Source organism: Streptomyces sp. NPDC006925, assembly GCF_042869575.1.
GTDB lineage: Bacteria > Actinomycetota > Actinomycetes > Streptomycetales > Streptomycetaceae > Streptomyces.
Map to the genome: position 1 here is coordinate 43,111 of NZ_JBIAGB010000011.1, position 24,579 is coordinate 67,689.

The 24,579-nt window shown below is 73.1% G+C and carries 19 protein-coding genes and 1 pseudogene; 12 read left to right on the forward strand and 8 right to left on the reverse strand.

Annotation, left to right across the window (positions count from 1 at the left end; translation table 11 throughout):
- The first annotated feature begins 162 nt into the window (after nt 1-162).
- The 4 genes and pseudogenes from ACFYNS_RS16950 (at nt 163) to ACFYNS_RS16965 (ending at nt 3,182) form a co-directional block, all read left to right on the forward strand.
- Nucleotides 163-1,413 carry a glycosyltransferase family 4 protein gene (locus tag ACFYNS_RS16950; RefSeq protein ID WP_360295562.1) on the forward strand — a complete coding sequence of 417 codons (1,251 nt, stop codon included), beginning with the start codon at nt 163-165 and terminating at the stop codon, nt 1,411-1,413.
- Nucleotides 1,410-2,408: a hypothetical protein gene (locus tag ACFYNS_RS16955; RefSeq protein ID WP_388603550.1), complete on the forward strand. Its 999-nt coding sequence runs from the start codon at nt 1,410-1,412 to the stop codon at nt 2,406-2,408. The genes ACFYNS_RS16950 and ACFYNS_RS16955 overlap by 4 nt, the downstream gene beginning before the upstream one ends.
- Before the next feature lie 95 nt (nt 2,409-2,503).
- Nucleotides 2,504-2,663, forward strand: a pseudogene (locus ACFYNS_RS16960) (HTH domain-containing protein); the annotation flags it as partial.
- A 291-nt stretch (nt 2,664-2,954) separates the two neighbouring features.
- Nucleotides 2,955-3,182: a hypothetical protein gene (locus tag ACFYNS_RS16965; RefSeq protein WP_360295568.1), complete on the forward strand. Its 228-nt coding sequence runs from the start codon at nt 2,955-2,957 to the stop codon at nt 3,180-3,182.
- Nucleotides 3,183-3,191: 9 nt separating this feature from the next.
- Here ACFYNS_RS16965 and ACFYNS_RS16970 read toward each other — a convergent pair whose 3' ends face one another.
- The 3 genes from ACFYNS_RS16970 to ACFYNS_RS16980 all read right to left on the reverse strand — a co-directional run bounded on the left by ACFYNS_RS16970 (nt 3,192) and on the right by ACFYNS_RS16980 (nt 5,690).
- Nucleotides 3,192-4,100 (reverse strand): phosphatase PAP2 family protein, encoded by a 909-nt coding sequence (locus ACFYNS_RS16970; RefSeq protein WP_360295571.1) that lies wholly within the window; start codon nt 4,098-4,100, stop codon nt 3,192-3,194.
- A gap of 296 nt (nt 4,101-4,396) precedes the next feature.
- Nucleotides 4,397-5,563 carry a glycosyltransferase family 39 protein gene (locus ACFYNS_RS16975; protein WP_360295574.1) on the reverse strand — a complete coding sequence of 389 codons (1,167 nt, stop codon included), beginning with the start codon at nt 5,561-5,563 and terminating at the stop codon, nt 4,397-4,399.
- The gene (locus tag ACFYNS_RS16980) at nt 5,556-5,690 is read right to left on the reverse strand and encodes a hypothetical protein (protein ID WP_360295577.1); all 135 of its coding nucleotides are present in this window, start codon (nt 5,688-5,690) and stop codon (nt 5,556-5,558) included. The genes ACFYNS_RS16975 and ACFYNS_RS16980 overlap by 8 nt, the downstream gene beginning before the upstream one ends.
- A 196-nt stretch (nt 5,691-5,886) precedes the next feature.
- Between ACFYNS_RS16980 and ACFYNS_RS16985 the strand changes: the two genes are divergently transcribed.
- Nucleotides 5,887-7,623, forward strand: coding sequence for an MFS transporter (locus tag ACFYNS_RS16985; protein WP_388603554.1), 1,737 nt, complete (start codon nt 5,887-5,889; stop codon nt 7,621-7,623).
- A 43-nt stretch (nt 7,624-7,666) separates the two neighbouring features.
- Complete coding sequence (locus tag ACFYNS_RS16990; RefSeq protein ID WP_360295582.1) at nt 7,667-8,851, forward strand: acyl-CoA dehydrogenase family protein; 1,185 nt, start codon at nt 7,667-7,669, stop codon at nt 8,849-8,851.
- A gap of 49 nt (nt 8,852-8,900) precedes the next feature.
- Here ACFYNS_RS16990 and ACFYNS_RS16995 read toward each other — a convergent pair whose 3' ends face one another.
- Nucleotides 8,901-9,359, reverse strand: coding sequence for a cell division protein SepF (locus ACFYNS_RS16995; RefSeq protein WP_019355337.1), 459 nt, complete (start codon nt 9,357-9,359; stop codon nt 8,901-8,903).
- Between the two features lie 477 nt (nt 9,360-9,836).
- Between ACFYNS_RS16995 and ACFYNS_RS17000 the strand changes: the two genes are divergently transcribed.
- Both ACFYNS_RS17000 and ACFYNS_RS17005 read left to right on the forward strand, forming a co-directional pair.
- Nucleotides 9,837-10,751, forward strand: a complete 915-nt coding sequence (locus tag ACFYNS_RS17000) for a S1 family peptidase (RefSeq protein WP_360295585.1) — start codon at nt 9,837-9,839, stop codon at nt 10,749-10,751.
- Between the two features lie 496 nt (nt 10,752-11,247).
- Complete coding sequence (locus ACFYNS_RS17005) at nt 11,248-12,423, forward strand: S1 family peptidase (protein WP_388603557.1); 1,176 nt, start codon at nt 11,248-11,250, stop codon at nt 12,421-12,423.
- Between the two features lie 259 nt (nt 12,424-12,682).
- On the opposite strand, the gene ACFYNS_RS17010 is transcribed toward ACFYNS_RS17005, so the two are convergent.
- Nucleotides 12,683-13,711 carry an aspartate-semialdehyde dehydrogenase gene (locus tag ACFYNS_RS17010; protein ID WP_360295591.1) on the reverse strand — a complete coding sequence of 343 codons (1,029 nt, stop codon included), beginning with the start codon at nt 13,709-13,711 and terminating at the stop codon, nt 12,683-12,685.
- A 173-nt stretch (nt 13,712-13,884) separates the two neighbouring features.
- Nucleotides 13,885-14,553 (reverse strand): TetR family transcriptional regulator, encoded by a 669-nt coding sequence (locus ACFYNS_RS17015; protein WP_360295594.1) that lies wholly within the window; start codon nt 14,551-14,553, stop codon nt 13,885-13,887.
- Nucleotides 14,554-14,682: 129 nt separating this feature from the next.
- Between ACFYNS_RS17015 and ACFYNS_RS17020 the strand changes: the two genes are divergently transcribed.
- From ACFYNS_RS17020 to ACFYNS_RS17030, 3 genes are all read left to right on the forward strand, one after another.
- Nucleotides 14,683-15,447, forward strand: a complete 765-nt coding sequence (locus ACFYNS_RS17020; protein ID WP_360295597.1) for an SDR family NAD(P)-dependent oxidoreductase — start codon at nt 14,683-14,685, stop codon at nt 15,445-15,447.
- 217 nt (nt 15,448-15,664) lie between these two features.
- Nucleotides 15,665-19,144, forward strand: coding sequence for a DNA polymerase III subunit alpha (locus ACFYNS_RS17025; protein ID WP_360295605.1), 3,480 nt, complete (start codon nt 15,665-15,667; stop codon nt 19,142-19,144).
- Nucleotides 19,141-20,163, forward strand: a complete 1,023-nt coding sequence (locus ACFYNS_RS17030; protein ID WP_388603559.1) for a helix-hairpin-helix domain-containing protein — start codon at nt 19,141-19,143, stop codon at nt 20,161-20,163. Before ACFYNS_RS17025 ends, ACFYNS_RS17030 begins: the two co-directional genes overlap by 4 nt.
- A 38-nt stretch (nt 20,164-20,201) precedes the next feature.
- Here the strand turns inward: ACFYNS_RS17030 and ACFYNS_RS17035 are convergent, their stop codons facing one another.
- Nucleotides 20,202-22,457, reverse strand: a complete 2,256-nt coding sequence (locus tag ACFYNS_RS17035; protein WP_388603714.1) for a heavy metal translocating P-type ATPase — start codon at nt 22,455-22,457, stop codon at nt 20,202-20,204.
- Nucleotides 22,458-22,876: 419 nt separating this feature from the next.
- On the opposite strand from ACFYNS_RS17035, the gene ACFYNS_RS17040 reads away from it, so the two are divergent.
- Nucleotides 22,877-23,800 carry an esterase/lipase family protein gene (locus ACFYNS_RS17040; protein WP_388603561.1) on the forward strand — a complete coding sequence of 308 codons (924 nt, stop codon included), beginning with the start codon at nt 22,877-22,879 and terminating at the stop codon, nt 23,798-23,800.
- 40 nt (nt 23,801-23,840) lie between these two features.
- On the opposite strand, the gene ACFYNS_RS17045 is transcribed toward ACFYNS_RS17040, so the two are convergent.
- Entirely contained in the window at nt 23,841-24,503 is a 663-nt protein-coding gene (locus ACFYNS_RS17045) for a pyridoxamine 5'-phosphate oxidase family protein (protein WP_360303830.1), read from the reverse strand.
- Between the last annotated feature and the right edge of the window lie 76 nt (nt 24,504-24,579).

Below are 24,579 nucleotides of genomic sequence, written 5' to 3' on the forward strand. Positions count from 1 at the left end.
CGGGTTTCGTTCCCCTCAACAGGTCACAAAAGTAAAACCATTCAGAACTCTTCTGAAACAACCTGCTCAACGCACCCAACCCTGCACCGCACTTAACGGTCTAGCTCGGTGACAGGCGGACAGAGGGGGACTGACCGCGAGGATGCGTGGGACTCAGGACAAATGCACATTTCCTTCTTGCTCCACAACGGGTACGCCATCGGGGGAACCGTCCGTACCACCTACAACCTGGCCCGTTCCCTGGCCGAACACCACGACGTCGAAGTCGTCTCGGTCTTCCGGACCCGGGACCGGCCCGTGTTCGACCCGGGACCGGGGGTGCGGCTGCGCCACCTCGTCGACACCCGCGGGGTGCGCTCACCGGACGGCCTGGGCGCCGAACACGCCCGGCCTGCCCAGGTCTTCCCGGAGGCCGACGGCAAGCACCCGATGTACAGCGAGTTGACCGACCGCCTCATCGGGGACCACCTGGGCAGCACCGAGGCGGACGTCGTCATCGGCACCCGGCCGGGCCTCAACGTCCACCTCGCCCGCCAGACCCGGCGCGGGCCCGCGAGACTGGGGCAGGAGCACCTCACTCTCGCGACCCACTCCCGCAGCCTCAAACGCGTGCTGCGCACCGTCTATCCCCGGCTCGACGCGCTGACCACCGTCACCGAGGCCGACGCCGCCGACTACCGCCGTCTGCTGCGACTGCCCGGTGTCCGGGTGGAGGCGGTCCCCAACAGCGTCCCCGCACCTGCCGTCGAACCGGCCGACGGCTCCAGCAAATGGGTCGTCGCCGCGGGCCGGCTCGCCCCGGCCAAGCGGTACGACCTGCTGGTGCGCGCCTTCGCCAAGGTGGTGGCCGAGCGGCCGGACTGGCGGCTGCGGATCTACGGGGGAGGACGGGAGCGGCCGGAGCTGCGCACCCTCATAGACGAACTCGGGCTCTACAACCACGTCTTCCTGATGGGACCCATCCACCCCATCGAGCCGGAGTGGGCCAAGGGGTCGATAGCGGCCGTCACCTCCAGCCTGGAGTCCTTCGGCATGACCATCGTCGAGGCCATGCGCTGCGGCCTGCCCGTCGTCGCCACGGACTGTCCGCACGGTCCCGCCGAGATCGTCCGGCCCGGCGTCGACGGACGCCTCGTACCGACCGGCGACGAGGACGCCGTCGCCGGAGCGCTCCTCGGCCTGATCAACGACGACGAACTGCGCCGCCGGATGGGCCGGGCCGCGCTCGCCGACTCCGCGCGCTTCGACCCCTCGCTCATCGGGGCCCGCTACGAGTCGATACTCCACGACCTCGTCGGCAAGGGCAGCCGGGGCCTGCACCGTACCCGCGCCTCGCTGCTGAGCGGGGCCTACGCCGTCAAGGACGCGCTGGCCAACGGACAAGCGGCGCTCCAGGGAGGACACACAGCATGAGCGGCAGCACGATCCGGACCGGCACCACAGGAGCGGCGTCCCTCGCAGACGGCCCGCTCGCCCCTCTTCCCCTCGGCGCCGAGGAGGAGCACCGCCACGACGCTGGAGAGACCGTGCCCCCACAGCCCGCCCAGCGCGGCCCGGCAACCGACTGCACCGCCGACAGCGCGGGCGGCCTCACCTTCGACCTGAGACTCGCCGGGACCGACGCCGGGACCGAAAGCGAGGACGCGGGACTGCTGCTGCGCCGCCGTCCGGACGCCTCGGGCGAGACGGAAGAGGTCAGGCTGCCGCTGACCCCGGTGCAGGACGGGGAGCCCGGCACGCTGCGCGCCGCGCTGCCCAGCACCGTCAGGCTGACCGAGGGGCGCTGGAACGTCTTCCTCGTGCTCGCCGGGCGCGACCCGCGCAGGCTCTCCCCGGGCGTCAACGACCTGCGCTCGCTGGTGGACCGGGTTCCCCACGAGAACCGCGGCTGGCTGGGCGTGCGCATCCCCTACGCCACCAAGCACGGCAACCTCAGCGTCCGGGCGTGGATGCGCTGGCCGCACGCCGAGGCCGGTGCGCTGCGGATGCGGGACGGCGCCCTGGAGGTCGGCGGACGGCTCTACGGCGGCGAGGTCTCCGCCACCGCGCGGCTGGAGGCGTGGCCGCGGCGCGGGCCGGCCGAGCCGGTGGTCGCCGACGCGGCCGGGACGGGGGGCGACCGGCGGGAGTTCGCCGCCGCGCTGCCGTTCGCGGCGCTGGCCGGGGGTCGGCTGTGGGACCTGTGGCTGCGTCCCGCCGAAGGGGCCGAGGCGGTGCGGGTCGCGCGGATCCTGGACGACGTCCCTGACAAGAAGCGGATCTTCACCTACCCCGCGCAGCCCGTCGCCCGGGACGCCGGAGAGTCGGCCGCGGCCGGGCCGGTCGCCACCGAGACCGCCGCGGTCACCGCGAAGCCGTACTACACGCTCAACAACGACCTGGCGGTGCGGATCGACCGCGCGGAGTGAACCGGGCCGCGGGCGGACGGTGTCGAGCGGCTCCCGGACCCGTCCGGTCCGGGACCCCGGCGCGCGTCGCCCGCGGGTGCTGCCGGAATCGCTCCGTGCTGGAGACCTCGGCACGGCTGTTGCAGCTGCTCTCACCGCTGCAGACCCACCCCGACCGGTCGGGCGGTGATCTCGCCCGACGGCTCGGTGTCACCCCCCGCACCGTCCGCCGGGACGTGGAGCGGCTGCGTGAGCTGGGCTATCCGGTCCCTTCGATCCGGAGGAAGAGCGGCGGTAACGCGGTATTCGGCAACTCTTCCGAAGGTTTTAAGGTGTGCTTACCGTGCCGTTCCGGAATTCGTAAGACAGTCGGCAATGCCTCTGATCCGGGCAGCGGAAAGCGAATGCGGAATTCGTCGAATTGGGTGGCGTACAGACGTGCAGAGGCCACGTACGAGTGAAGCGGGCAACGGGGCAGAGTGCACGGAGCGTTGTGACGCAAGTGTGACGCCGCTGCTGCGAAGGCGGGACTTCCGGCTGCCGCGGCCGGGTGCATACGGTGGTCCCATGGCACCGGAATCCGCAGCACCGCAGCCCTCCGACGACACCCCGCGGGACGCCCCCGAGGACTATGTGGGCCTCGGCGCCCAGGAGGCCGAACGGCGGGCCCGCGCGCGGGGCTGGTCGAGCGTGCGCCGACTGGAGCCGGACGCGATCATCACCATGGAGTACGTGGTGGGGCGGCTGAACTTCGCGGTCGAGGACGACCGGGTGGTCCGCTGCTGGGCGGGCTGAGGCCCGGGGTCACGACCGGGACGAGGCGGCCGAGCGCGCCTCGTCCGCCGTGCGCGGCAGCGCGGCGCGGGTCCCCTTCCCGGAGTCCTGTGCCGGGAGCCGCGCCCCGACCAGCGGTTGCCGCGCCGGCATCGGCTGCGCGGCGGGCGAGGCGGCCGGCGAGGAATCCTTCGGCTGCGGTGAACCCGCCGTGCTGAACCGTTCACGCCACGCCAGGACGGTGGCCTCCACCCGCGCGATCGCGGGTTCGCACCAGGGCAGCCCCAGCAGGATCAGCAGTCCGGCGGCCCAGCCGAGGAGCACGTCGCTCACCCAGTGCGTACCGAGGTAGACGGTGGTCGCGCCCACCCCGAGTGCGAAGACGGCGGCGACGACGGAGAGCCATCTGCGAGCCCGCGGCGTGGTGGCCAGGTAGGCGAGGATGCCCCAGGTCACCACGGCGTTGGCGGTGTGTCCCGAAGGGAATATATCCCCGCCGGCCCACAGTTCGGCCGAGCCGATCTCGGTGGCGTAGTGCGGGCCCAGGCGGCCGAGGCCGATCTTGACGGCGCCGACCGACGCGTTGAGCAGCAGCAGCGCGAACCCCAGGGCCAGCAGCGGGCGCAGCGTGCGCTGCCGCCAGGAGCGCCAGCCAAGCCACGCCGCGACCAGCACCGCGGTGGGACCGCGCTGCCCCAGCACCACGAAGGCGTCCAGAAACCCGTGGATGGCGGGCCACTGCTTGTACGGGCGGAAGAGCATGACCTGCCAGTCGAGCTGCACGAGCCACGTCGTGCCCAGCACGGCGACCACGATCGCCAGGTAGAAGGCGACCGTGGTGCTGAACAGGCCCAGCCGGACAGGGCTCATCCGCGGGAAGGGCCCCCGCGGGCGATGAGGCTCCTGCTCCAGCCGGGAGAAGATTCGGTCGGTACGCACCTAATCGAGATTACCGGCCGTGAAGAGCCGGTCCGGCGAGGGCCGCCCGTTCGTGATGCCGATGTGATGTGCAAAAGCACCCCGCGGCGGCCCGGATGCTGTTTATCCCCCACGATTCCGGGCCCGATTCATTGTCGGGACGGGACCGTGAAGCGACTTCCGTCACACGTGGGTTGACGGAAATTCGCACCATTCACCGGTCGGTGCACCGTGCTTTCCTCCGCGCGTCGGCACCACCCGCGCCCCTGCGCACGCCCCCTGCGCCTCCCGGGGTCCGGTGCGCCCCGGCCCGGTCCTCACGGCGGTCCGGAACCGTTGAGCCACCAGGCGCCGTAGCAGGCCGAGACGGCTGCCAGACCGCACAGCACCGCAGCGGCAGCCGCGCGCCGCCACCGTGCCAGCGCGGCCGCCACCGGGAGCAGCAGCGGGTAGGCGGGCAGCAGCAGCCGGGGCTTGGAGCCGAAGTACCCCTTGGCGCCCAGCGCGAGAGCCACCACCAGACCCGTGTACACCAGCAGCGCCGCGGGCTGCCGGCGCCGGACGCACAGCCCGTACAACCAGAGCACCAGGGCCACCCCCGCGAGCAGCCCCAGGCCGCCGGCCGCCGTGTCCGCGAAGGTGTCCCGGACGAACCCCGCGAACGCCCAGCCGCCGTCGAAGCCGTTGCCCCATTGCCCCTGGACGTCCAGGTACCCGGTCACACTTCCGGTGCGGATCCCCACCCAGACGACGTACCCGAGCCACCCCATGGGCGCCAGCAGCAGTCCCAGCGCCATGCGCACATCCGGCCGGCGCCGCTCCCGCCGCAGCTCCAGCAGCGCCGCGATCCACACCGCGGCCACCACCGCGGCCCCCACCGGGCGGGTCAGCCCCGCCAGCGCGGCCAATGTGCCCGCCCACACCCACCGGCCCCGCAGCACCGACCACAGCGCCCAGGCGGCCAGCGCGGTGAACAGCGACTCGCTGTAGGCCATCGACTGCACCACGCCGACCGGCAGCGCCGCCCACAGCACCGCCAGGCAGACTCCCGCGCGGTGCCCGTGCAGCCGCGCGCCCGTCAGATACAGCGCCCAGGCCGCCGCCAGCGAGGAGAGCCAGCTCACGAGCATGCCCGCGTCCGGCGCGGTGAGCGGGGAGAGCTCGGCCAGCCCGCGCTCCAGCGTCGGCAGCAGCGGGAAGAAGGCCAGGTCGGAATGGACGCCGCCGTCCGGCAGCCGCACCTGGTAGCCGTACCGGCCCTCGGCGACCCGGGTGTACCACAGGGAGTCCCAGCGCGCCGTGAGCAGGGTGTGCGCGCTCGTGCCCCGCTCCGCGCTCCAGCGCGCCAGTACGAGCAGGCCCAGCACGCGCACGCCCGCGTAGGCCAGCAGTGCGGCGGCGGGCCCGCGCAGCGGCCCGGAGCTGCCGTATCCGGTGGTCCCGGGGCGCACCTGGGGTGTGCCCGGGTCGGCGAGGTCAGTCATTCGGACGATTATTGGCCACGCTCCCGGCGCCCGGTGCGGCGGGCGGGCCGACGGGCAGGACGCGACCGGTGTCCGGAAACTGCGGGAAAATCGCGGTCATGGACAGCCGCACATCGGGCAGCTGCACCGGGGGCACTCCTTCCGTTTGACGGGGGAGCACTGGACGCCCGTGCCGGTTCGCGTACGCTGACCGGCACTCGCCCCTCTTCACCGGGGCCGGACGCCGACGCCGATCGGGCCGCGTGCGACAGCCGCGGCCCGGGCAGCCGTCCCCCACCCCCACGGTCCGTCCCGCGGGTGCGAGAGCAACAGGAGGTGCGTACATGTCCGGGACGACCACGGCCATATCGCGGAAGGCGGCGGACGTCCCCGGCAGCGGACCGGGAGCGCGGCGGTCCGACCGGGAGGCGAACCGGTGGGTCGTGCTCGTCGTGCTCTGCACGAGCCTGCTGCTGGTGGCCGTCGACGCCACCGTGCTGCACGTCGCCGTGCCCGCGGTCTCCGAGGACCTGCGCCCCGGCTCGATCGAGCTGCTGTGGATCGTGGACACCTATCCGCTGGTGTGCGCCTCGCTGCTGATCCTCTTCGGCACGCTCGGCGACCGGATCGGCACCCGCCGGGTGCTGCTGTTCGGCTACGCGCTCTTCGCCGCCGCCTCCGCCGTCGCCGCGTACGCGCCCACCCCGGAGGTGCTGATCGCCGCCCGGGGGCTGCTCGGCGTGGGCGGCGCCATGATCATGCCCGCCACCCTCTCGATACTGCGCCAGGTCTTCCCCGACCGCCGCGAGCGGGCCCTGGCCGTCGGCATCTGGAGCGCCGTCGCCGCGGTGGGCGCGGCGGTCGGGCCGCTGGTCGGGGGAGCGCTGCTGGAGCACTTCTGGTGGGGCTCGGTCTTCCTGGTCAACATTCCGCTGATGGCCGCCAGCCTCCCGGTGGGGCGGTGGCTGCTGCCGGAGTCGGCCACCGGCGGCGGGGGGCCCTGGGACGTCCTGGGCGCCGTGATGGCGGCACTGGGTCTCTTCGGGGTGATACTCGGGGTCAAGCAGGCGGGCGGCGGCGAGGTGCTCACCCCGCTGTGCTGGCTGCCGCTGCTCGCCGGGGCCGTGCTGATCGCGCTGTTCGTGCGCCGTCAGCGGCGGCGCGCCCATCCGCTGATCGACTTCGGCACCCTCACCCGGGCCGCCTTCGGCACCTCCGTGGGCTGCATCGTGCTGACCGTGCTGGCGCTGGTCGGACTGGCGCTGATCGCGGCCCAGTATCTGCAGCTCGTCCTCGGGCTCTCCCCGCTGGAGACCGGAGTGCGGCTGCTGCCGCTGTCCGTGGCCGCCATCGCGGCGGGGCTGCTGGGCTCCCGGCTGCTGGCGCTGCTGGGGCCGCGCGCGATGGTCGCGCTCGGCTTCCTGGTGACCGCGGCCGCGGTGCTGTGTCTGACCGGGGTGGGCCAGCACGATCGGCCGGGCCTGCTGGTCGGCGGGTTCGTGCTGCTCGGCTTCGGCCTGGAGACCACCCTGTTCGGCTGCTACGAGTCCATGCTCAGCGAGGCACCGCCCGGCCGGTCCGGGGGCGCGGCCGCCGTCGGTGAGACCGCCTACCAGCTCGGCGCCGGCATCGGCATCGCACTGCTGGGCAGTGTGATGAACGCCGCCTATGGGCCGGGGGTGCGGGACGCAGCCCGCCGCCTCGGCCTCCCCGACCGCACCGGCGCCGACGCGGCACACTCGCTGGGGGAGGCGTACGAGGTCGCCGGGCACCTCGGCGGCGCTCCGGGTGCCGCGCTGCGGTCCGCCGCGCGGTCCTCGTTCGTCACCGGGCTGCATGTGACCCTGCTGGTCAGTGCCTGCCTGCTGCTGCTCGGTGCGCTGGCGGCGCTGCGGCTGCCCCGGCGGATGGAGACCGCCGACTCCACCGTGCACGAGGAGGGCCCCGGCGGTGCGGAGGCCGGTGCCGAGTCCGGGGCCGGGCCGGGCGCCGCCTCCGGTGCCCCGCAGCGGGCCCGGATCTGCGAGGACCGGCCGGGGCGCGCCGGGAACCCCTTGTCGCGGGGCGTTACCCAGCCGTAGCGTCTGGTCGGTATCCGTGATCGTTCCCTTCCGGAGGCCGCCCATGAGCCCGCTGCCCGCGTTCGACGCGCACGATCCGCTGGGGATCGACGACCTGCTCGGCGACGAGGACCGCGCCGTGCGCGACACCGTGCGCTCCTGGGCCGCGGACCGGGTCCTGCCCCATGTCGCCGACTGGTACGAGCGCGGGGAGCTGCCCGGCATCCGGGAGCTCGCCCGGGAACTCGGCTCGCTCGGTGCCCTGGGCATGCCCCTGACCGGCTACGGGTGCGCGGGCGCGAGTGCCGTGCAGTACGGTCTGGCCTGCCTGGAGCTGGAGGCCGCCGACTCCGGTATCCGCTCCTTGGTGTCGGTCCAGGGCTCGCTGGCGATGTACGCCATCCACCGGTTCGGCAGCGAGGAGCAGAAGCAGCGCTGGCTGCCGCCGATGGCGGCGGGGGAGGTGATCGGCTGCTTCGGGCTGACCGAGCCCGACCACGGCTCCGATCCCGGCGGAATGCGGACCCACGCCCGGCGCGACGGTGCGGACTGGGTGCTCACCGGCCGCAAGATGTGGATCACCAACGGCTCGGTCGCCGGGGTCGCCGTGGTCTGGGCCCGCACCGAGGAGGGGGTCCGCGGGTTCGTGGTCCCGACGGACGCGCCGGGCTTCTCGGCGCCCGAGATCAAGCACAAGTGGTCCCTGCGCGCCTCGGTCACCAGCGAGCTCGTCCTCGACGAGGTGCGGCTGCCGGCGGATGCGGTGCTGCCCGAGGCGCGGGGGCTGCGCGGGCCGTTGAGCTGTCTGAGCCACGCCCGGTACGGGATCGTGTGGGGATCCATGGGCGCCGCGCGGTCGTGCTTCGAGACGGCGCTGGCCTACGCCACCGAACGGGAGCAGTTCGGCAAGCCGCTGGCCGCCTTCCAGCTCACCCAGGCCAAGCTGGCCGACATGGCGGTCGAGCTGCACAAGGGACTGCTGCTCGCGCACCACCTGGGGCGGCGGATGGACGCGGGACGGCTGCGGCCGGAGCAGATCAGTCTGGGAAAGCTGAACAACACCCGGGAGGCCATCGAGATCTGCCGGACCGCCCGGACCGTGCTGGGTGCCAACGGCGTCTCGCTGGAGTATCCCGTGATGCGGCACAGCACCAATCTGGAGTCCGTGCTCACGTACGAGGGGACGGTGGAGATGCATCAGTTGGTGCTGGGCAAGGCGCTCACCGGCGTGGACGCCTTCCGGGGCTGAGCAGCGTCCGCCGCGCTGCGGAGGGGCTGTTCGCCAGCCCCTCCGCAGCTCAGCTCTGGTTGAAGAAGCCGCCCTGGTCGCGGCGGTCCTCGTTGGTGACGACGCTGTAGTCGGGCGGCGTCAGCAGGAAGACGCGGTTGGCGACCCGTTCGATGGAGCCGCGCAGGCCGAAGGTCAGCCCGGCCGCGAAGTCGACCACGCGCTTGGCGTCCGCGGGGTCCATGGCGGTGAGGTTGACGATCACCGGGACCCCGTCCCGGAAGAGCTCGCCGATGCCGCGGGCGTCCCGGAAGCAGTCCGGGCTGACCGTCGCGATCTTGGTGCCCTGGTCCTGCGCCGTCTCGGCCGTGACGCGCACTCTGGGGTCGGTGACCCACGGCTCGCGTGCGGCGTTCCCGGTCTCCGGCCCCTCGGCCGGGCCGTCCGCCCCGTCGGCATAGTCGTAGTACCGCATCTCGCTGTCGTCGACGAGGCCCAGCCAGGCACTCGCCTTGCGCACCGATCCCATGGACGCCTCCTCTCCTCTGCGCGGTGTCCCACCGTTGCTAGCGCTCCGCCGCGGGTCCGCAACCCCTATGGTCGTCCATGATGCTGATGATGCGCCAAGCGGTTACCCGTCCAGCACGACATTCGTGACGGTTCTGGTGCACAAACGGGTGGCGCTCGAGCAAGGTTGTTGTTCAGAGGGGCTGGTGACGGGGCGCGGGATTGTGCCGCATTGCCCCGTTCCGGCCGTGACCGGTGGTCGCCCGACGACATCCGAGTGAGCGACGGTCCGGTCGTGCGCCCAGATTGACAAGGGGCTGGCCAGGGATAGGCCAGAACCCTCTTCTCCCCCGCACCTCCCGGTGTCAAACGGTGTGGACGGCAGGCGAACTGGACGCACGGAGTCCGAAAGATGCCCTTGCGGGGCCGGAATGCCGCCGCGAATACTCCATGCAGCGTTTGTCAGGAGCACGCTTGGTTTCCCTGATCGGGAGGAAAAGTGAAGACCAAACGCACAAAAGCCAACGACAGCACGGCCGGACGCAGACGCAACCGGCTGATCGCCGTCGCGTCGGGCATGGTGGCGGCCGGGGCGCTGATCGTGCCCGCCACGGCCTCCGCGGAAGCTCCGTCCCCCCACACCTTCACCGCGAGCCAGCTCGGCTCGGCGAGCGACGCCGTGCGCGCGGCGGATGTCGCCGGCACGGCCTGGCACGTCGACAAGAAGAGCGACAAGGTCGTCGTCGCGGTCGACAGCCGCGTCTCGGACGCCGACATCGCCCGGATCCGGCACAGTGCCGGGAAGAACGCGGGCGCGGTGGAGATCGAGCACGTCAAGGGTACGTTCAAGAAGTACCTCTCGGGCGGGGACGCCATCTACGCGGGTTCCTACCGCTGTTCACTGGGCTTCAACGTCCGCAGGGGCAGCACCTACTACTTCCTGACCGCCGGGCACTGCACCGAGGGCGGAGGCAACTGGTACACCAACTCCAGCCACTCCACTCTCATCGGGCCCACCGCGGGCTCCAGCTTCCCCGGTAACGACTACGGGATCGTGCGCTACAGCAACACCTCGATCTCGCACCCCGGCACCGTCGGCGGGCAGGACATCACCAGCGCCGGCACCCCGTCCGTGGGTCAGACCGTGACCCGGCGCGGCAGCACCACCGGAACCCACAGCGGCCAGGTGACCGGTCTCAACGCCACGGTCAACTACGGCGGCGGCGACATCGTCTACGGCCTCATCCGCACCACCGTGTGCGCGGAGCCGGGCGACAGCGGCGGCCCCCTCTACCGGGGCAGCACCGCACTGGGCCTGACCTCCGGCGGCAGCGGCAACTGCAGCAGCGGTGGGACGACCTTCTTCCAGCCGGTCACCGAGGCGCTCAACGCGTATGGCGTGAACGTCTACTGACGTACCGCCACCCGTGCCGGCCGAGCACCGCTCGGTCCTGTGCCCGTACACGCTCCCTGGGTGTGTGTACGGGCACTTCCGTGTGTGCGGGCGGATCCGTGTCCGCGGAGCGTCCTCGCGCGGGATGCGGGATGCGGGATGCGGGATGCGGGATGCGGGATGCGGTGGGCCGTTCTCCGGCGGGGCGTCTTTGTGCGCACGTGCGCGGGTGTGTTGGCGTGCGCGACGGGTGCCACGTCGCCGCACGCGGGCGGACGCGTGGCGAAGTGCCTCATTGTGCTGCCGCGATTCGGCCGCCGGGGCGACGAATACCGGACAGGTCCATGCCTTACCTCATGAACACGCGGTGTCGCCCGCCGTGTTCGTTCCGCCGGACGTCAGGGACAGGGTGGGACGTTCGGCATCTTGACAGCCGGACCGAACTTCCGGTCGGCTGACGTGATCTGGACCTTGTGCGGAAGTCGGGGGGATCGCAATACTCGGCGCACGAGTTGGCATGGACGCGACTTTCTCTTGGGTAAGAGGGCCGTGTCCGTACATCCTCCGGGACCACCCCGCTCGGGGACGGCCCCAACCCCCCACTGGAGGTATCACCTTGTCCAACCACCGACGCGTACCCAAGAGGCGGATACTGCTGGCCGGCGCGGGCGCAGCGGCCCTCGCGGCCGGCGCGCTCACGGTCACCACCGCCAACGCCGCGCCCGAGGCCCCCTCGGTCAAGACCCTCTCGTCCGGCTCGGCATCGAAGCTGGCCTCGAAGCTCACCTCGGACATCAAGAGCGACGCGGGCGCCTACTACGATGCCAAGGCCAAGCAGCTCGTCGTCAACGTGACCGACGACGCGGCCAAGGAGAAGGTCCAGGCGGCCGGAGCCAGGGCCCGGGTCGTCGAGCACACGCTCTCCCAGCTCACCTCCGCCAAGAAGACGCTCACCGAGGACGATGTGACGGGCACGGCCCGCGCCGTCGACGTGAAGGCCAACAAGGTGGTCGTCACCGCCGACAGCACGGTCAAGGGCGCCGAGCTCGCCAAGCTCAAGAAGCAGCTCAAGGCCCAGGGCGGCAAGGTCGAGCTGAAGCGCACCGAAGGCAAGTTCACCACCAAGATCGCCGGTGGGGACGCCATCTGGGGCGACGGCGGACGCTGCTCGCTCGGCTTCAACGTCACCACCGCGGACGGCAAGCCCGGCTTCCTGACCGCGGGCCACTGCACCACCGCCATCTCCTCGTGGTCCGACTCGCAGGGCGGCCAGCCCATCGCGGAGAGCGGGGAGGGCAAGTTCCCGGGCAACGACTACGGCATCGCCACCTACACCGGCGACACCGACCACCCGAGCGAGGTCGACCTGTACGACGGCAGCACCCAGGCCATCTCCGGCGCCGGAGAGGCCGAGGTGGGCCAGAAGGTCACCCGCAGCGGCAGCACCACCCAGGTGCACGACGGCACGGTCAAGGCGCTGAACGCCTCCGTCTCCTACCCGGAGGGCACCGTCGACGGGTTGATCCAGACCGACGTGTGCGCCGAGCCGGGCGACAGCGGTGGCTCGCTCTTCGCGGGCGACAAGGCGCTGGGCCTCACCTCCGGCGGCAGCGGTGACTGCTCCTCCGGCGGCGAGACCTACTTCCAGCCGGTGCCCGCCGCGCTCGACGCGCTCGGTGCCAAGATCGGCTGACCCCGCGGGACCGGCTGAGCCCGGTCGGCCGGGCGATGGGCCCGGCCCCTGCACGGGATCCTGGTGAGCCTCTCCGGAAGGGGCTCGGACCCCCCACAGCGGAACCCCCCGGACGTGGTCCGGGGGGTTCCGTGCTGCTGTGCGGTTGCCGGGCACGCGTTCCGTGCGCCGGAGGCGAGGGTGCGACCCGGTCTTGCACGCATCCGGGCTGCCGGCCCGCTTCCGGCGCTTCGCCGGCCCGTTCCGAACGTCCCGGTGGTCAGCCCAGTTCGGCGGCGACCAGCTCGGCGATCTGCACGGCGTTGAGCGCGGCGCCCTTGCGCAGGTTGTCGTTGGACAGGAAGAGCGACAGGCCGTGCTCGACCGTCTCGTCGGCGCGGATCCGGCCCACGTAGCTGGCGTCCTTGCCCGCGGCCTGGAGCGGGGTGGGGATCGGGGACAGTTCCACGCCCGGCGCTGCGGCGAGCAGCTCGGCGGCCCGCTCGGGGCTGAGCGGGTTTGCGAAGCGGGCGTTGACCTGCAGCGAGTGACCGGTGAAGACGGGGACGCGCACGCAGGTGCCGGAGACCTTCAGTGCGGGGATGTCCAGGATCTTGCGGCTCTCGTTGCGGAGCTTCTGTTCCTCGTCGGTCTCGGCCTGGCCGTCGTCGACGATCGAGCCGGCCAGCGGCAGCACGTTGAAGGCGATGGGCCGCTTGAACTTGTCCGGCTCGGGGAAGTCCACCGCCTCACCGTCGAAGGCGAGCCGGGCGGCGTCGTTCTCCACCGCCTTGCGTGCTTGGCCGTCCAGCTCGGCCACGCCCGCCAGGCCGCTGCCGGAGACCGCCTGGTAGGTGGCGACGACCAGCGCGGTCAGCTCCGCCTCCGCGTGCAGCGGACGCAGCACCGGCATCGCGGCCATGGTGGTGCAGTTCGGGTTGGCGATGATGCCCTTGGGGCGCCGGCGGGTCGCTTCCGGGTTCACCTCGGAGACGACCAGCGGCACCTCGGGGTCCATCCGCCAGGCCGAGGAGTTGTCGATGACGACCGGGCCCTGGGCCGCGACCTTCTCGGCGATCGCCTTGGAGGTGGCACCGCCCGCGGAGAACAGGACGATGTCCAGTCCGGTGTAGTCGGCCGTGGCCGCGTCCTCGACGGTCACCTCGCCGCTCTTCCAGGGCAGCGTCCGGCCCGCGGAGCGCGCGGAGGCGAACAGCCGCAGTTCGTCGACCGGGAAATCACGCTCGGCCAGAATCTCGCGCATCACTGTGCCGACCTGACCGGTGGCTCCGACAATCCCGACCTTCATGGGGCTCCTTCTGCTGAACGCGCGGCCTCGTGGGTTCGTCCCGCCGCGCTGGTCTCGTGCGTGTCCCGCGTGCCCCTACCCTGCACGGTGCCGGGTACGGGGTGCCAGCACTTTGATTTGGGTCACAGCCCGGCACGGTGGCACCGCCGCCGCGGTGCCGGTGGCATCGGGGCTCACGCGCGGGGCGTGCGCAGTCCTGCGGTCAGCCCCCGCAGACAGCGTACGGCGAGTGCGGCGGGGCCCTGTTCCGGATCGTCGGAATCCGCTTCACCGGCCGACCAGGTCTCCATCGCGATCCGCATGGCGGCATTGGCCGCGCTCGCCGTCAGCCGCAGCTCCAGCGGGTCGGTGTCCTCGCGGGCGAGCCCGGCCAGTACGGGCACCAGCGCCTCCTCCGTCTCGGCGTGCACCTGCAGCCACACCGATCGCAGCGCCGGGTCGCCGGGGACGGCGCGCAGCAACCCCCGGGTGCTCTCCAGGGCCTCGGCCTGGAGGTCCGCGTAGGGTCCGGCCGGGGTGAGCGCGGCCCGGACGGCGTGCTCCAGGGCCTGGGCCACGGGCAGCTCGGCGGGTGCGGCGGCCAGGTCGGCCAGCCACTGGCGTACGCCTCCGGTCAGCAGCGGGGCGACCGCCTCCTCCTTGGTGCGGAAGTAGCGGTAGAAGGTGCGCAGCGAGACGCCCGACGCGTGGGCGATCCCCTCCGCCGTGACGCTCGCCGCGCCGTGTGCGGAGAACAGTCCGGCGGCGTGCCGCGCGATCTCCCGTTCGGTCTCGGCCTTGCGGCGTTCGGTGAGGGAGGGGCGGGTGGTGTGCGGGATCGGCCTGTCGGGCTGGGAGGTCATGGACGGAAGCGTATGCCAGGAGTGCGCAGAGTTGCGTTCTGCGCCGTGATGGCATGTCGTGCCATCACGGCGTACTGTGACCAGATACGTGCCCGAAAAGGGCATCCCACATCAGAAGGGGAGTCGGTCATGAACCGCTTCACCGGCAGCAGAGTCCTGGTCACCGGAGCCGGCTCCGGCATCGGCCAGGCCACCGCGCTGCGGATACTCGCGGAGGGCGGCAGTGTCGCCGCCGCCGACATCGCCGAGGCAGGGCTGGAGAAGACCCGCTCGCTGGCCGCCGAGGCGGGCACGGACGGGCGGCTGAGCCGGACGGTCCTCGACATCGCGGACGAGGATTCCGTGCGCGCGCGAGTCGATGCCGCCGTCGAGCGCCTCGGCGGCCTGGACGTGCTGGTCAACGCGGCGGGCATGCTCGATTCGCGGCACACCGGGGCGATGACCCTGGAGTTCTGGAACCGGATCATCGGCGTCAACCTCACCGGCACCTTCCTGGTGACCCGGCAGGCGCTGCCCGCGCTGCTGGCGGCCGGAAAGGGGGTCGTCGTCAACTTCAGTTCGACCTCGGCGAGCTTCGCGCATCCCTATATGGCCGCTTACGCCGCTTCCAAGGGCGGCATCCAGTCCTTCACGCACGCCATCGCGGCCGAGTACGGCAAGCGAGGGCTGCGGGCCGTCTGTGTGGCGCCCGGCTCCATCGACTCCGGTATGACCCGGGCCCCGGGGCTGCCCGGGGACGCCGACCCGGACTTGTTCACGAAGCTCGCACCGGCCCTCGGAGAGGGGTTCGCCGGCCCGGAGACCGTGGCGGGCGCCATCGCGATGCTGGCCTCCGAGGACGGCGCCTTCATCACCGGTACCGAACTGCGCATCGACGGCGGCACCCACATGTGAGCCGCCCGGCTCCTGGCCGATTCCCGGCAGCCCGCCCCGGCCGCCTGCTCCGAGCCCGCCACGGCCCCTGCTCCCGGAGGCCCGCCACTCCGGTGGCGCCCCCCGTGCGGCGGGAGGGAGCGGCGGCGTGGTGTGCTATTCGAATACAGATTCGATAGCTGGTCTATTGTGGTTGCTCGGGACAGAGGGGGTGCTGAGGCAGGAGGTGGTGCGGACGATGTCGGCGTTCACCCATCTGCACGTGGCCTCCGGCTTCTCCATGCGCTTCGGCGCCTCGCACCCCGAGGCTCTCGCCGAGCGGGCCGCCGAGCGGGGAATGGCCGCTGTCGCCCTCACCGACCGGGACGGCGTCGCGGGTGCCGTCCGCTTCACGAAGGCGTGCGCACGCGCCGGGGTGCGCCCGGTGTACGGAGTCGACCTCGCGGTCGGGCCGCCACCGGATCAGCCGGACGTGCCAGGCGGAGAGCGGCGCCGCACACCGGTCAGAGGCGGGCGCTTCGTAGACGAGTCCGCCCGGCGCGCCGTCTTCCTCGCCCGCGACGGCGCCCGCGGCTGGGCCGAACTGTGCCGGATGATCACTGAGGCGCACGCCACCGGGCAGGACGCGCCGCTCCTTCCGCGGACCGCGCTGCGCGGCGGCGCCGTGACGGTGCTGCTGGGCGCCGGCTCGGACGTCGGGCGCGCCCTCGCCGCGGGCCGCCCCGACCGCGCGGCCGCTCTCCTGGGGCGGTGGCGCGAGATCTACGGCGACGCGCTCCGGCTGGCCGTCTCCGCCGCAGGGCCGCTGCGCGAGGCCGCCAGAGCGCTGGGACTGGCGGCGCAGGAGGGCGTCGCACCCGTGCTGACCAACGCCGTGCGCTACGCCGATCCGGCGCCGTCCGCCGAGGTGAACGTCGCCGACGTGCTGGACGCCGCCCGCCGCCTCGTCCCCGTCGACCCGCGCGCGGGGCTCGATGGCGGTGAGCGCTGGCTGAAGGGGCCCGCGGAGATGGCCGCAGCCGCGGAGCGGATCGCCGAGGCCGCCGGATACCGGCGCAACACCGCACACCGTCTCCTCGCCCTCACCGAGGAGACCGCGGAGGCCTGCCGGGTCGACCCCGAGGAGGACCTGGGCCTGGGCCGGGTCCACTTCCCCGAGTCCCGGCTGGCCGGCACCGGCGGCCGCACCGCCGTGCGCGTCCTGCGCTCCCGCTGCGCCGCCGCGATGGTCACCCGCCGCTACGACCGGCAGCCCGCCCGCTGGCGACGGCTGGAGGACGAGCTGGCCGTCATCGAGAAGCTCGGCTACTCCTCGTACTTCCTGACCGTCGCCCGCATCGTCGAGGACGTGCGGGAGCGGGGCATCCGGGTCGCCGCGCGCGGCTCGGGCGCCGGGTCGTTCGTCAACCATCTGCTGGGCATCGCGCACGCCGACCCGGTCGAGCACGGGCTGCTGATGGAGCGGTTCCTCTCCCTGCGCCGGGCCGAGCTGCCGGACATCGACATCGACGTGGAGTCGGCCCGGCGGCTGGAGGTCTACCGCGCGGTCTTCGAACGCTTCGGCGAGGAGCGGGTGGCCGCCGTCGCCATGCCCGAGACCTACCGGGTGCGGCACGCCATCCGCGACGTGGGCGCGGCGCTGGCGCTGGACCCGGCCGAGACCGACCGGCTGGCCAAGGCGTTCCCGCACATCAGGGCGCGGGACGCGCGCTCCGCGCTGGCCGAGCTGCCGGAGCTGGAGGAGCTGCGGCGGGAGGCGGCCGAGGGGGCGCCCGCCGGGCACGGGGAGCGCTTCTGGGAGCTGGTCGAGGCGCTGGACGGGCTGCCCCGCGGGCTGGCCATGCACCCGTGCGGGCTGCTGCTCTCGGACGCGTCGCTGCGTGCCCGTACGCCCGTCGTGCCCACCAGCGGCGAGGGCTTCGCGATGGCGCAGTTCGACAAGGACGACGTGGAGGACCTCGGACTGCTCAAGCTGGATGTGCTGGGTGTGCGGCTCCAGTCGGCGATGGCGTACGCGGTCGCCGAGGTGGAGCGCGCGGCGGGGGAGCGGATCGACCTGGACGCGGTCCCGGAGGGGGACCGGGCCACCTACGAGCTGATCCGCTCCTCCGAGACACTGGGCTGCTTCCAGATCGAGTCGCCGGGCCAGCGCGAGCTGATCGGCCGGCTCCAGCCGGAGACCTTCCACGACCTGGTCGTGGACATCTCCCTCTTCCGGCCGGGACCCGTCGGCGCCGACATGGTCCACCCCTTCGTCGAGGCCCGGCACGGGCGGCGCCGCATCCGCCATCCGCATCCCGACCTGGCGGAGCCGCTGGCCGAGACGTATGGCGTTGCGGTCTTCCACGAGCAGGTGATCCGCATCCTCTCGCGGTTCACCGGCTGCGACCGCGGCCGGGCGGACGAGGTGCGGCGGGTGCTCAAGGACGACGAGCAGCGTCCCGCCGCGAAGCTCTGGTTCGAACGCGCGGCGGCGCGCCGGGGGTTCGCGGCCGGGACGGTCGCGCACGCCTGGGAGATCGTGGAGTCCTTCGGCTCCTACGGGTTCTGCAAGGCGCATGCCGTGGCGTTCGCCGTGCCGACCTACCAGTCCGCGTGGCTCAAGGCGCACCGTCCCGCCGCCTTCTATGCCGGGATCCTGGAGCACGATCCGGGGATGTATCCCAAGCGGCTGCTGCTGGCGGACGCCCGGCGGCGCGGGGTTCCGGTGCTGCCGCTGGAGGTGAACCGGTCCGCGGCTTCCTATCGGATCGAACTGGAGTCCGAATCCGGAGTGTGGGGGCTGCGCCTCGCGCTCGGTGAGGTGCAGGGCATCAGCGAGGCCGACGCGGCCCGGATCGAGGCCGGGCAGCCCTACGACTCGCTCGCGGACTTCTGGCGCCGGGCCCGCCCCTCCCGGCCCGTGGCCGAACGCCTCGCCCAGGTCGGCGCGCTGGACGCCTTCGCCCCCGGCGGCAACCGCCGCGACCTGCTGCTGCACCTCGCCGAACTGCACCGCACCCAGCGTGCGGCCGGAGCGCGCGAGGGGCAGCTCGCGCTGGGCGAGGGCGCCGCACCCGCGGACCGGGCCCCGCAGCAGGCCGAACCGGTCCACCTGCCCGACCTGGACAGGGGCGAGCGGCTCGGCGCCGAACTCGACGTCCTGGGCATGGACACCTCCCGCCATCTGATGACCGACCACGTCGCCTTCCTGCGGGAACTGGGCGCCCGTTCGGCCCGTACCCTGCGCTCGGCACGGCACGGCGAGACGGTGCTGATCGCCGGGGCCAAGGCCGCCACCCAGACCCCGCCGCTCGCCTCGGGCAAGCGCGTCATCTTCACCACGCTGGACGACGGCACCGGCCTGTCCGACCTCGCCTTCTTCGAGGACGCGCACGCCGCCTGCGCCCACACCGTCTTCCACTCCTGGCTGCTGCTGGTGCGCGGCGTCGTCCAGCGGCGCGGGCCGCGCAGCCTCACCGTCGTCGGCTCCGCCGCCTGGGACCTGGCCGAACTGGTCGAGCTGCGCCGCACGGGCGGCCTGGAGGCGGTCACGGCCCGGCTGGCGGAGCCGCCGGAGGGCGGCCCGCAGCCCGCCGACGGTCCGGGCCGCACCCTCCAGGTCGCCCCCGGGTACGAGATGCACCCCTGGGCGGACCTCCGCCCCGCGGGCGAGACCGCGGGCTCGGCCAGGGCGCTCCGCAGGATGTGGCACTCCAGCCCGGGGAGCGCGGGATGAGCGGACCGGCGCCGGCACCGGCCGGACCCCGGCGATCCCACGTGCTCTATGTGCACCTCGACGGCACCGGAGCCGCCGGGCCCGGACGCCACGACGCGCTTCTCGCCCTCCTCGCCGACATCACCCCCGTCGTCCAGGCCCTGCCGCCGGATGCCGCGCTCGCCGACGTCCAAGGCGCGCTGCGGTACTTCGGACGGGAGGCCGTCGACCTGGCACGGCTCGTGCGGCTGCGCGCCCTCGCGCTGTACGGCACCGACTGCACCGTCGGGGTCGCCGCCAATCCGCTGCTGGCGCGGATGGCCGCACAGGCGGGAGAGCCGGGGCGGGTGCGCGAGGTGCGCCCCGAGGACGCGGCCGACTTCCTCGACCGCAGACCGGTGGCCGCGCTGCACGGGGTCGGCCCTGCGACCGCGCGTGCGCTGTGCGCCTACGGCCTCGACAGCGTCGGCCGGCTCGCCGCCGCGCCGCCCGCCACCCTCCAGCGGATCCTCGGCGCCGCGGCGGGGCGGCGGCTGCACGAACGGGCGCGGGGGATCGACCCCGCGCCCGTCACCCCCACGGCACCGCCGCGCTCCGCGGGCGCCGAGCACCGCTTCGAACGGGACGAACTCGACGCCGCCCGGCGCCGCGGCGTGCTGCTCACCCTCGCCGACGGGCTGGGGTTCCGGCTGCGGGCCGAGGGGCAGGTGGCCCGAGCCCTCACCCTCACCGTCCGCTATGCCGACCGCACCGCCACCACCCGTACCCGCACGCTGCCCGAACCCACCGCGCACACCCCCGGGCTGACCGCCGCCGCCTATGCGCTGCACGACGCGCTGGGCCTGCAGCGCGCCAGGGTCCGGGGCCTGGCGCTCCGCGCCGAGGAGCTGACGGCGGCCGAACTCGCCTCCCACCAGCTTTCGTTCGACGTGCGCGAGGAGAAGGCCCGCCGTGCGGAGGCGGCGGCCGACCGCGCCCGCCGCCGCTTCGGCGCGGCCGCGGTGCGCCCGGCCGGATCGGACCCGCCGAAAGCGGCCTGAGGCGCCCCGGCTCCCGGGGCGCCGCAGGCCGCCCACGCTCACTCCGCCGCGCGGAACCTCCGCAGCCGCAGGCTGTTGCCCACCACGAACACCGACGAGAACGCCATCGCCGCGCCCGCGATCATCGGATTCAGCAGGCCGGCAGCGGCGAGCGGCAGTGCGGCCACGTTGTAGGCGAAGGCCCAGAAGAGATTGCCCTTGATGGTGCCCAGGGTGCGCCGGGAGAGCCGGATGGCGTCGGCGGCCGACCGCAGATCGCCCCGTACCAGGGTCAGGTCCCCGGCCTCGATGGCCGCGTCCGTCCCGGTGCCCATCGCCAGCCCCAGGTCGGCCTGTGCGAGCGCCGCCGCGTCGTTGACGCCGTCGCCGACCATGGCGACCGAGCGCCCCTCGTCCTGGAGCCGCTCGACGACGCCGACCTTGTCCTCGGGCATGACCTCGGCGATCACGTCTTCGGCCGGGATGCCGACCTCGGCGGCCACCGACTCGGCCACGGCGCGGTTGTCACCGGTCAGCAGCACCGGGGTCAGCCCCAGTGCCCGCAGTCGCCGGACGGCTTCGGCGCTGCTGGGCTTCACCGCGTCGGCGACCTCCAGGACGGCGCGTGCCTCGCCGTCCCAGGCCACCGCGATCGCGGTACGTCCGGCCCGCTCGGCCTCCTCCTTGGCCGCGGCCAGCGCGGGCGGCAGCTCCATCGCCCACTCCCGCAGCAGCTTCTCGCGTCCCACCAGCACCGCGTGACCCTCGACGACCCCCTGGACGCCGAGCCCGGGGACGTTGGCGAAGTCCTCGGGGACCGGCAGCGTGCCGTGCTCCCGCTCGGCACCCCTGGCCACCGCCTGCGCGATGGGGTGCTCGGAGGCGCTCTCCAGGGCGCCCGCCAGCCGCAGCGCCTCCTCCCTGGTGACTCCCTCCGCCAGGCGCACGGCCAGCAGCGTCATCTCGCCGGTCGTCACCGTGCCGGTCTTGTCCAGCACCACGGTGTCCGCCCTGCGGGTCGTCTCCAGCACCTCCGGGCCCTTGATCAGGATGCCGAGCTGGGCGCCGCGTCCGGTGCCGACCATCAGCGCGGTCGGGGTGGCCAGGCCCAGTGCGCAGGGGCAGGCGATGATCAGGACGGCGACGGCGGCGGTGAACGCGGCCGTCGCTCCGGCGCCGGCCACCAGCCAGCCGCCGAGGGCGGCCAGCGCGAGCACGATCACCACGGGGACGAAGACCGCCGAGATCCGGTCCGCGAGCCGCTGCGCCGCGGCCTTGCCGTTCTGCGCGTCCTCGACCAGCGCGGCCATCCGGGCCAGCTGGGTGTCGGAGCCCACCCGGGTGGCCTCCACCACCAGCCGTCCGCCCGCGTTGAGCGTCGCGCCGGTGACGCCGTCCCCGACACCGACCTCGACGGGCACGGACTCGCCGGTGAGCATCGAGGCGTCCACGGCGGAGCTGCCCTCGGTGACGGTGCCGTCCGTCGCGATCTTCTCGCCGGGGCGGACGACGAAGCGGTCGCCGACGGCCAGCTCCTCGGTGCGGATCCGCAGCTCGCGACCGTCCCGCAGCACGGTCACCTCCTTGGCGCCCAGCTCCAGCAGCGCCCTGAGCGCCGCACCCGCCTTCCGCTTGGAGCGGGCCTCGAAGTACCGCCCGGCGAGGATGAAGGCGGTGACACCGGCGGCCGCCTCCAGATAGATGTTCCCCGCGCCGTCGCTGCGCCCGATCGACAGCTCGAAGGGGTGCGTCATCCCGGGCATGCCCGCGGTGCCGAAGAACAGCGCCCACAGCGACCAGAGCATCGCGGCCGAGGTGCCCAGCGAGACGAGGGTGTCCATGGTGGCCGCGCCGTGCCGCGCGTTGGTCCAGGCGGCGCGGTGGAAGGGCCAGGCGCCCCAGACCACGACGGGCGCGGCGAGGGTGAGGGAGAGCCACTGCCAGTACGTGAACTGGAGCGCGGGGATCATCGCCATCGCGATGACCGGCACCGCCAGGACCGCCGAGCCGATCACCCGTTCACGCAGGGTGCGCAGCTCGTCGTCCCGGCCGCCGGCCGCGGGGGGCGGGATCTCGCCGCCGCCGTGCTCCGGCGCCGGCGCCGGCGCCGGCGCCGGCGCCGGTTCCGGGTGCCGGGGCGCCGGCGGGGCCGCCGTGTAGCCGGTGGCCTCGACGGTGGCGATCAGATCGGTCACCTGGACACCGTCGGCCATGCTGACCTTGGCCTTCTCCGTCGCGTAGTTGACGCTGGCGGTGACGCCGTCCATCCGGTTGAGCTTCTTCTCGACGCGGGCGGCGCAGGAGGCGCAGGTCATGCCGCCGATCGCCAGCTCGACGTCGGTCTGCGCGGCGGGGCGTCCGGCGCCCGCGGTCCGCTCCGTGCTCTCATGCGTCGCGGTCATCACGTCTCCTCGGCGGTGCCCGGCGGGATGCCGGGGCACGGTGTTCTCCGCACCACTCTGTCATACCCGCCTGGGGTATCAGTGGAGCCAGGGTCATGTATACCCCCACCCCGTATCGGACGCAAGGGGTTCCCGGGGGCGCGGAGGGTGATCCGGAGGGAGTTCCGGCGATCCGCCGCCGTCCGGCGGGGCGGGGTGCGGGGCGAGAGGGCGGAAACCTCCCGGTAACAAAGTCGTGCGCGACTACTGGCCAGTGACCTTACTCGCGCGTAAGTTGACGGCGATTCAACAGCTCCGCTCCCCCCCATCCCTCACAGCACGAGGAGCCGGACATGAAGCTGAAGCCGTCAACCCCGGCAGCGTCGTCGACGTCATCGCCGCCGCCGTCGGACAGACCCCTCCGCAGATCGCGCATCCGCAGGTCGGCGGCCGCCGCACTGGCCCTGGCCGTCGCGGCGGTCGTGGCACTGCCCGCCACCGCCACCGCGGCGCCCGAGAGCGCACGCACCAGCGGCTGGAACGACTACTCCTGCAAACCGTCCGCCGCGCACCCGCGCCCCGTCGTCCTGGTGCACGGCACCTTCGGCAACTCCGTGGACAACTGGCTGGGGCTCGCCCCCTACCTGGTCAGGCGCGGCTACTGCGTCTTCTCACTGGACTACGGGCAGCTGCCGGGCAAACCCTTCTTCCACGGACTCGGCCCCATCGAGGACTCCGCCGGGCAGCTCTCCGCCTACGTCGACAAGGTGCTCGACTCCACCGGCACCGGCAAGGTCGACATCGTCGGCCACTCGCAGGGCGGCATGATGCCCCGGTACTACCTCAAGTTCCTCGGCGGCGCCCCGAAGGTGAACGCCCTCGTCGGCATCGCCCCCAGCAACCACGGCACCACCCTCAGCGGTCTGGCCGCGCTCGCCGACCAGTTCCCGCCCGTGGGCGACGTGGTCGACGAGATCGGCCCGGCGCTGCTCCAGCAGAAGAAGGGCTCCGACTTCCTCGAGAAGCTCAACGCGGGCGGCGACACGGTGCCCGGCGTCGCCTACACCGTGATCGCCACCAGGTACGACGAGGTCGTCACGCCCTACCGGACGCAGTTCCTCGACGGGCCGGACGTCAGGAACGTGAAGCTCCAGGACCTGTGCCCGATCGACATCTCCGAGCACCTGGCCATCGCGCTCATCGACCGGGCGGCCTGGCACGAGACGGCGAATGCGCTCGACCCGCCGCACGCCACCCGCACCACCTGCTTCTCCTGAGGCGGATCCGCCCTCTCCCGGGGCGGACCGGCGCCGGGGCTCACCCCTCGGTGTGAATCTTCTCGGCGTACCGCGGACCGTAGTACTCCTCCAGGAACTCCAGGGAGTCCTCGGTCCGGTCGAGGGCCTTGGCCAGCCGGGCGCGGTTCGGCAGCGCGTCCGGCTGCCAGGTCTCCGGATCCCAGGTACCGGAGCGCAGGAACGCCTTGGAGCAGTGGTGGAAGACCTCGTCGATCTCCACCACCAGCGCCAGCGCGGGACGGTGGCCCCGGGCCGACATCCCGTCCAGGAACGGGGCTTCGCGCACGATCCGCGCCCGGCCGTTGATCCGGAGCGTGTCACCGCGGCCGGGCAGGAAGTGGATCAGACCGACGTGCGGGTTGGACAGGATGTTGCGCAGCCCGTCCACCCGCCGGTTGCCCGGCCGGTCGGGCAGGGCGATCGTGCGGTCGTCCAGCACCTTGGTGAACCCCGGCGGATCGCCCTTGGGGGAGACGTCGCAGCTCCCGTCGGCCGCCGAGGTGGCCACGAGGCAGAACGGCGAGCGCGCCAGCCACGCGCGGTCCAGAGGATGCAGCGCGGTGCGGGTCTTGTGCACCGCGTGCGAGGCCGGCTGCCCCACCAGGGCCCGCAACTCCTCCTCGGTGGTGACCTCCACCATCCCGTCCGCCGCTCCGACCGCATCCGCCTCACGTGCCGTCATGACTGCCCCGCTCCCTCAACCCCGGTATCGGGAACGAGCGTACGGCGCCGCCCACCCCGCTGCGAGGGAGGGCGGC